This is a genomic window from Paraburkholderia sp. BGA-UO-ETr-F12 (genome assembly GCF_059567945.1).
The window spans coordinates 23,902-30,602 of the sequence record NZ_JCAQOZ010000004.1 but is presented as its reverse complement, the minus strand read 5'-3'; the positions used below and the strand labels follow the sequence as shown (position 1 = coordinate 30,602).

The following is a 6,701-nucleotide window of genomic DNA, read 5'->3' as shown; positions in this document are numbered from 1 at the left end:
GTCAGGGAACAGCTTCGGCGCCTTCGGGTTCTTGCTCTTCTTGGTCACGGTTGCTTCGGTCATAGGACGTTATTTCCGTTATCGTCTCATGACCTCGGCACACTAAAATTCTGACAGGCTCGGCCCCGATGAAACCCGGATACTCACGCTTCATTCAGTTTACGATACCAATAGACGCAGACGAATTTTCAGGCTTGGTGGGGCCCCGGTCCTGCCGGCTTGTCATTACACTCAAAGTCCGATGCGGCTTTTGACGTTCTATCCTTTACAAGCAACTTCCAACGGTTCAAGGAACAAGCGCGCCTTACGCTTTCCCCGACACTCTCGTATTGCCCTTGATATGCCAGCATCGCCCCAAATCGTTACTTCCCGCTGAATGGCGACGCCAGCAGCGTCTTTGTTGCACTCGCTCTGGCCCCGGCCAACGCCGGCATCTAACGATACACCACAACGCTCGAGCCGTTGTAGTTGTCTTTTGTCACCTCATATTCGCCGGTGCAACGCCGATACGCCCGAAGTCTGTAGGTCAAGTCCACGTCGCTGTTCACGTTGACTGCGTTCGGATTGCCATTGACGAACGTGGTGTCGAGATTCCCCGTCGTGAGGTTAAAGGCATCGATATTCGGCACGGTATGGACATAGCCCACAAACAGATAATTATCGGCGGCCGTAATTGATTTCGCATTCGCGTCATTGATGTTAATCACCGGGCTCGGCATGGTACTATTGTCGGCCAGCCGGCCGTGGTACACCTCGACGTACACCTCGACACGCGACCCGACCGCAGTCCAGTCCATGCTACCGATTGCCCCTTGCGTGAGAAACATCGTGTCATTGTCAGGCAGGTAGAGAATCCGCGTCAGTTGCGAGATCGTGTGCGGGAGCTGCATGATGATCGCCGCACCCCACACTGGCTTGCCGCTCGCATCGAAGCCGTTTGGCGGATAGTGGGAAATGAGGTTGGTTTTGTCGAGACCCGCCTGGGTATCGCCCGTACTATCCAGGCAGAAACCATTGCGGACTTTCGCCGTCGTTCCAAAGGACGGTCGCGGCAACGTGCTATCGGGAATCGCAATGTATCCGCTCGACGGGTGTAAGTGGAAAAAGTAGAAGGTATCGGGATTCTGGCTCGCTGCGACGAGTATCCGGTGCGCGCCTACGCTGGCGATCTGAGCGAACTGTTCTCCGCGTTCGTGGTCGGCGAGATTGATCCGCGGATCGGGGGGGGCGGTGATCGGATCGATCGTGTTGGCGACGAAGGCGCCTCCCACGGTGCCCGAATAGATATTCATGCCGCCATAGAAGATCGCCCCGTCTGAGATCGCCCCGTCTGCGGCTGGGTCCGGTGCTGCGTACCTTCAAAGTTCACCGATTGAAGCTGCCAGCGCAGAACCACGGCGCCATCGTATGCCTGGATGTCGATGCCGCCGTTGCGCCCGAGGTCCCACGAACCGCCCCATGGGCTGTTCAGAACATAGAGATTGCGCGCGGAATCCCGGCCGATGCCGGCAACGCGCGTGAAGCGCCTGTCGCCCACCTGCCCCTTGATTCCGGTGTCCGTATTGAGGAAGCCGCCTTGAACATCAAACCTACCCACGGCATAAGGTGAGTTGGACATGTCATAGATCTTGATGTTCATGTCCGGACCCTCCGGTAACCGCATCCGCGAGGCGTTCGGTGGTCGTGTCGCTTAGCGTGATGAGCAGCTCGCCCGTGCGGCTTGTCGGGTTGTATCGGCCAACCTTGCCGCTGCCATACGTAGCGTTGAACTGCAGCGCAGCGGTTACAGCTCAGGTAATGATCGACGGCCGCCTTCTTCTGTTCAGCCGGATACCTCGGCCTCGAACGGACATAGCCAGCCCGTAGACCATGGCGCTGCTCGTATTCGCGATGCCAGGCTTCGAGAGAATTCTTTGTTGGGTAGCCCAATTGTCGGATGGTCGCCCCGACGCGCTTGCCCAGCTTCAAGTAGAGCCGACCGCTCGCATGCGGTCTTCGTATGAACTACCTCCAGGTAGTCCAAGATTTTGTCCGCACCCCCGCTGTATCAACTCGAGATTGCGTTTGACACTGGTGAAGTCCGATCCGTGGTCCACATGTAGCACGTCCGCAACACCGCAGACCGGCCAATCTGCTTTCGGCTTTCGCCAGATAGCCTGTCGCAACGCCAGCGAGGTGTTGAGTGTTGACGGCGCTCCGACGAACACCGTGTATCCCGCACGGACGAGCCTCTGCGCCGTCGGCGTTGAGGATCACTATGTCAAGCTGTATATGATCCGCCTGCCAGGTGGCGTTCGGCCGTTCGGCACGATGCCGATGGATCAGCTCGTATCGGTCGCGGAAAGCGGCCGTGCCTCCATCGGCAAGTGTAACGGCAGCCGGATCAAGGTTGCTGACGATGGAATGGACGCTCGCGTAGGAGGGAGGGCGCCAGCCTTTCTCTTCGGCGGCTTTGCAGGCGAGACGATGAATGGTCGATATGGATAGGCGCGGCTCCGTGAGCGCCAGCCCCTCGACCAACGTGATCAGGTCAGCACCGATTCGTTGTTTCCGTCCGAGAGCGGCAGGGCCGCCTTCACGCATACGAGTGACCCAACGCCGAGCTGTCCGCAGTGGAACGCCAACTGAAGCGCCGACGTCGGCGATCGGAGAGTGTGCACTCCCCGCACTCAATGACCACTTGCCGCATCTCAATCCGCTTCTCAGAATGCCCGAATCGTGGAAAACAGCGGCCGCTATTCTCCCGGATCCTTACCATTCCGTGGCGTTATCACACAATTGTGACGACCCTCCACAGGTTTTGCGTCTAGAAGACATTTTTCGAATATTCCTTGATGTGCATCGTTAAGTAGCATATTAAATATATGACAGCGGTATAAAGTCTTTGCGAGGTTGGAGTTACTGTAATGTATATGAAATGAGCAGAACTTTGATCAGTTCACATTGGGTCGGGCCAACCTCGATGTGGATCGTCATGGCGCTGCTCCGTCCCCTGTCGGGACACACGACGGCTGCAGATCTCACCTTTTACGGTCAGCCATTACAGGGTGCCGTCAAACGGCCAGCAGCCGGTCTGGCGGCGGACCAGGCGGTGAGGTCACGGCGATTTCAGCTGGCTTGCACGCGCTCTGCCACTTCATTTACGCCTGCGACACTGGGTAGGCCGTTACAGTCAGCGATCGCTTCACAGATGCATTGCATCTCGCCTGCCATTCGCGCTCCGTCGCCCTCGGCAGATGAAACGGTCGTTTTAACTGACGCGCTGCAGGCGACGCGCGCTAACGTTCTTCCGCCCGCCTCCTTGCCCGATACCCACGTCCGCGAACGGACAGTCGCGGCCCCTTCGGCCGGAACGCTTTTGCCGGGCGCGGACGGCTGCGGTCCGCCCGTGATCTGTGGCCCAATTCCTGCTCGTCGTGTTGAAGATGCCGACTCTCGCAGGACACCGCTGCGCGAACCTGAGGCGCCTCTGCTTTCCTCGGCAAGCGCCCGCGTCCGGGCTGCCCTGTTATCCTGGTTCGGGCTGTGGTTCGCTTTGTGGCTGACCTTCATGGGTCTGTTCGGTCTTGGCGCGTGGGTTTTCTACAAGCGGCGACTGGCGCCTGAGGTCAGGCTCATTCGTGCCGCTGAGGCAGGCCTGAGAGGAGGTGAGTTTCGCCTGGAGTACCAGCCCGTGATGAGCTTGCGCAGGGGCGGGTGTGTGGGAGTCGAGGCAATGATCCGCTGGAACAACGCAGAGTATGGATCGAGGGGGCCGGCCTACTATATGCGTCTCCTCGGGAAAACCAGGCTAAGCGGGCGCCTCACCCGCTTCGTCCTTTCGACTGCGACTCAGGAGCTCGCGGAGGTCACAGCCGGCAGCGCCCTGTTCATCGGGGTGCATGTTAGTGCTACCCATGTCGAAAGCAAAAGCTTCGCGTCGGATGTCAGCCGCTCGGCCAGGTCGATCCTGTCCCAACTGGTCCTGAACATGCCACAACGCGGCTGCGCGGTACCGACTGCTGATGTGCTTCATACAGTCGCGACATTACGAGCGCAGAACGTGCGGTTTGCCCTGACCAATGTAGACGAAGTCCCGTCTTATCGTGACCGGCTCGAAATGTTCGGGTTCGAGCAGATCAAGATCGACAGGCACATCATGACGCTCGACGAGGAGGAGCTCCGGCAACGCCTGAGCTCGGTGGTCCGTGCGGTTCGTCCTTTGGGGGCGACTGTGGTCGCGGAAGGCGTGGAGAGCGCCAGTCATCATGCAGTGATCAGCCAGGCAGGGGTTGACCTGGCGCAGGGATTCTTTTTCGGGCGAACCATGACCCTCAGCCTTTTGCTCACTTTTCTGGAGGCTGGTGGCATATCGCTCCGGATGCGAAAGAAAGGTCGCTGGAATTAACACCGAGGCTGGTCCGGTCAAGAAATTCAGAAACGGGAGGGAATTTTTATGAAATGTCCGCCAGAACTGACGACGGAGCCAGAAAGGCTGAAGGCCCTGTCCGCGTATGAGCTCGGCGCTGAACAGCCATTGCCCAGCCTCGACCCGGTCGTGAGGATTGCGGCGCGCATGTTCAACATGCCGGTTGCCGCAGTGAATATGATCGGCAGCGACCATGTCTTCTTTGCTGCAAGCGTTGGCGTGGAGAGTGGAGAAGTCAACATGAGCCGCGACGTCTCCTTCTGCGCACATGTGATTACGCAGGACAGCGTGATGGTGGTGCCCGACGCCACGCTCGACGGCAGGTTTCACGACAACCCCCTGGTCACGGGACTGGCCAATGTGCGCTTCTATGCTGGCGTGCCGCTATGGTCACCTGATGGTCACGCGCTGGGTGCGCTCTGCGTGATCGACAACAAGCCGCATCACGATTTCTCGTCGGACGACCGTGAGCGTCTGGCCGAACTGGCAAAAATGGCTGCCGACAGGCTGGAGCTGCGTCGCGTAGAAATGGCCATGCAAAAGGCCGAGGAGCCCTCCCGGGAAACTGACCGCAGCCAGGCCGGCGCCCTTGTACAGTTCGATGAGAGGCACGCGGTGATTGCCTGGGACGATGCAGCTGCCGCCCTGTATGGATATGAGCCAGAGGAAGGGTTTGCCCGGTCCTTCGATGCGCTCGTTCCCGAGCGCGAAAGGGCCGGAGTACGCGAACTCGTTGCGCGTGCCGCAGCCGGCCTGGCCGACGACAGGCTGTCCATGGCGGCAAACCTGCACGGGTTGCGCAAGGACGGGGCGGAATTTGAGCTCCAGTTATGCCTGAGTCGCGGGCGCCGCAATGGCAGCCCGATATTCAATGCATTCCTGGCTGATCAGGCCGTACTTCGACGGGAACAGGAGGAGCTGCAGCGCCTGGCCAGCACTGACAGTGTCACCGGGCTGGTCAACCGGGCTGGCTTTTATCGACGTGTAGAACAGACGCTGAAGAATACATCGTCCTCGGCCCTGCTCATGATCGACCTCGACGCCTTCAAGGGCATCAATGCCACGTTAGGCCACGCGATAGGCGACGGCATCCTTTGCGAAGTAGCACGCCGTCTGGAGCGGATCGCATTGCAGCACGACAGGGTGGCGCGCATTGGCGGAGACGAGTTCACGATTCTGCTGGAAGACGCCGGCGCTGCGCAGGCGAACGAGACGGCGAGCGCCGTCATGAGCAGTGTTTCCGAACCGATTACCATCGCCGGACAGGAGATGCGCGTGACGGCCTGCTGCGGCATCGCGATTGCGCCGCTTCACGCACTGGAAGCAGTGCAGCTGATCGGTAATGCGGGCCTGGCGCTTTCGAGGGCAAAAAGCCTTGGCCGTGGCAAATCGGTATGGTTTGTCAATGCGCTGCGGGAAACAGCGGTGGCGAACCGGCTCTACGACATGGAGTTGCATAGGGCCGTCGACGATGGTGAGTTCGTGCTCTTCTATCAACCGCAGATCCGGCTGACAGATGGTACCCTTGCCGGCGCGGAGGCGCTCATACGCTGGCTACATCCGCAGCATGGGCTTCTCTCGCCCGCGGCTTTTCTGCCTGCACTGGAAACTGGTTCCCTCGCAGCGACTGTGGGATGGTGGGTCCTTGACGAAGCCTGTGCGCAAGCGGCGCTGTGGCGCAGAAGCGGCGCGACGGACTTCCGCATTGGTGTCAACCTGTTCGCCGCGCAGATTGTCACGAACGGCAACCTTGATTCGCAGGTCTTCTCTGTTCTGGAGCGGCATGGCCTGCCGCCGCAGGCACTCGAACTGGAAGTCACCGAAAACATCGTGCTCGATCGCGACGACGCGGTGCTGGAATCACTTGAGAAACTGAGAAAGCGTGGCGTCGGGATTGCCCTTGACGATTTCGGCACCGGCTATGCGTCACCAGGTCTGCTTAAACGCTGTCCGGTCACCCGGATCAAGATCGACCGGTCTTTCGTGCAAGGCATGCTCGACTCGGAACGTGATGCCTCGGTGATCCGCGCCATTCTTCACATGGCGCACAGTTTCAGGATGGAGACGATTGCCGAAGGTGTCGAAAGCGAGCAGCAACATGAGGTCCTGAAAAGCCTGGGTTGCGAGGAGGGGCAAGGATTTCTGTTTGGCCGTCCTGTTCCCGCCTGTCGATTCGAGGACGCTTTCGGGATTGAGCTCCCCACCCGGGTCTTGGCACACGCATAAAGGCGGCAATCGGGCTCCAGTCGGGACGGGAGATTACGAAGTCTGACGTGCGAGGTGCTATAGGACG

General features: G+C 59.5%; 3 protein-coding genes and 3 pseudogenes. 3 read left to right on the top strand and 3 right to left on the bottom strand.

Going from position 1 to position 6,701, the window contains the following annotated elements; genetic code table 11:
- From AC57B6_RS00750 to AC57B6_RS00740, 3 pseudogenes are all read right to left on the bottom strand, one after another.
- Window positions 1–63: pseudogene (locus tag AC57B6_RS00750) on the bottom strand (transposase); the annotation flags it as partial.
- A 299-nt stretch (window positions 64–362) separates the two neighbouring features.
- Window positions 363–1,790 (bottom strand): annotated as a pseudogene (locus AC57B6_RS00745) (SMP-30/gluconolaconase/LRE-like region family protein); the annotation flags it as partial.
- Window positions 1,771–1,988, bottom strand: a pseudogene (locus AC57B6_RS00740) (IS3 family transposase); the annotation flags it as partial. The pseudogenes AC57B6_RS00740 and AC57B6_RS00745, both read right to left, overlap by 20 nt.
- A 76-nt stretch (window positions 1,989–2,064) precedes the next feature.
- Here AC57B6_RS00740 and AC57B6_RS00735 point away from each other — a divergent pair.
- The 3 genes from AC57B6_RS00735 to AC57B6_RS00725 all read left to right on the top strand — a co-directional run bounded on the left by AC57B6_RS00735 (window position 2,065) and on the right by AC57B6_RS00725 (window position 6,634).
- Window positions 2,065–2,487: a hypothetical protein gene (locus AC57B6_RS00735; RefSeq protein ID WP_496420556.1), complete on the top strand. Its 423-nt coding sequence runs from the start codon at window positions 2,065–2,067 to the stop codon at window positions 2,485–2,487.
- Window positions 2,488–3,190: 703 nt separating this feature from the next.
- On the top strand, window positions 3,191–4,387 hold the full coding sequence (locus tag AC57B6_RS00730; protein WP_496420555.1) for an EAL domain-containing protein: 1,197 nt from the start codon (window positions 3,191–3,193) through the stop codon (window positions 4,385–4,387).
- Window positions 4,388–4,435: 48 nt separating this feature from the next.
- Window positions 4,436–6,634: a putative bifunctional diguanylate cyclase/phosphodiesterase gene (locus AC57B6_RS00725; protein ID WP_496420554.1), complete on the top strand. Its 2,199-nt coding sequence runs from the start codon at window positions 4,436–4,438 to the stop codon at window positions 6,632–6,634.
- The last annotated feature ends 67 nt before the right edge of the window (window positions 6,635–6,701 follow it).

Bases quoted from the DNA above. Each gene is read 5' to 3' on its own strand.
- AC57B6_RS00725 (WP_496420554.1), top strand. From the start codon at position 4,436: ATGAAATGTCCGCCAGAACTGACGACGGAGCCAGAAAGGCTGAAGGCC.
- AC57B6_RS00730 (WP_496420555.1), top strand. From the start codon at position 3,191: ATGCATTGCATCTCGCCTGCCATTCGCGCTCCGTCGCCCTCGGCAGAT.